A 1421-nucleotide genomic window follows, 5' to 3' on the forward strand; every position below is an offset into this window, starting at 1 on the left:
TGAACTGAACCCCATAAGTTGGACACAACTTATGGGGTATTTTTATGCATTACGACCTAGACTTTAAGATAAAAGTCATCGCATACTATAGGCAAGGACATACTGGTCATGCTACGGCTGAGAAATTTAACCTAGATTCGAAACTTGTACAAAAATGGGTTAAACAGTATCAAAGCGGTGGTATCGATGCTATCAAACCACAGACAAGCAAAGCCTACTATAGTGGCGAGTTTAAACACGAAGTGATTACAACGATGCTTACCCAAGGCTTAAGTCAATTGGAAGTAGCTTTAAGGTATAACATCAGCTCACCGGCGCTCATTAGTCATTGGCACAAAGCTTATCGACTACACGGCATGTCTGGACTAATAACCAAGCCTAAAGGTAGAGCCGCCATGACCAAGCCATTTATCACAAGCAAACCAGATGATGAGAAAACCTTAGCAGAGCTTAAGCGTGAGAATGAGTACCTACGTGCAGAGGTTGCCTACCTAAAAAAGCTCGATGCCTTGCTCAAAGCGGAGGAACAAGCAGGCAAAAAGCAAGGCTCATCGAAGCACTAAGACAAGAGTACCCTTTATCTGCTTTGCTAAACATCGCTAAGATGGCTAAGAGTGTCTTTTACTACCATAGGTGTCAGTTTGATGTTAAAGACAAATATGCAGACTTAAAACAGCGTATTGCTCAGATATACCACAAGCACAAAGGCAGGTATGGTTATCGTAGAGTCACGGCCGCGCTAAAGCAGTTAGGGGTTTATCATAACCATAAGCTCATCGCTAAGCTGATGCGTAACATGAAGCTTAGCGCAAAGATAAGACGTCAGAAGTACCGATCTTACAAAGGACAACAAGGCAAGATTGCGAAGAACTATTTGAAGCGCCAGTATCATGCAGATAAACCGAACACACGCTGGCTTACAGATATTACTGAGTTTAAGGTGGGTGATCATAAGCTATATTTATCGCCCATACTCGATTGTTATAACAATGAGATCATCACCTATACGCTCTCAAAGAGACCCACTTATGACTTAGTTGGTAAGATGCTAGCTAGTGCTTTAGATAAGACAAAGGCGTGCCGTGGTAAGAGATTAATGCTGCATTCAGATCAAGGGTGGCATTATCAAATGAAACCGTTTAGCACGACGCTTAAACAGCATGGAATTAAGCAAAGTATGAGCAGAAAAGGCAACTGCTTAGATAATGCACTGATGGAGGGGTTCTTCGGTACGCTGAAGTGCGAGACGATTTATATTGAGAAACCGAAAACTATTGAGCAGTTAGAGAAACAGATTCATGAGTATATGCATTATTATAATCATGAGCGTATTCAACTTAAATTAAAAGGACTGAGTCCTGTGCAATACAGAACTCAGTCCTTGTTATAAACTAAACCGTCCAACATTTGGGGATCAGTTC

General features: G+C 41.5%; 2 protein-coding genes. Both read left to right on the forward strand.

The genetic code is table 11. From position 1 onward, the window contains the following. Positions 1-44: 44 nt before the first annotated feature. Entirely contained in the window at positions 45-563 is a 519-nt protein-coding gene (locus tag PG901_RS13535) for a helix-turn-helix domain-containing protein (protein ID WP_271134693.1), read from the forward strand. Further along, positions 551-1390: an IS3 family transposase gene (locus tag PG901_RS13540; protein WP_271134694.1), complete on the forward strand. Its 840-nt coding sequence runs from the start codon at positions 551-553 to the stop codon at positions 1388-1390. The genes PG901_RS13535 and PG901_RS13540 overlap by 13 nt, the downstream gene beginning before the upstream one ends. Positions 1391-1421: the final 31 nt, after the last annotated feature.

This window comes from Psychrobacter sp. ANT_H3, from assembly GCF_027919975.1.
Classification (GTDB): domain Bacteria; phylum Pseudomonadota; class Gammaproteobacteria; order Pseudomonadales; family Moraxellaceae; genus Psychrobacter; species Psychrobacter maritimus.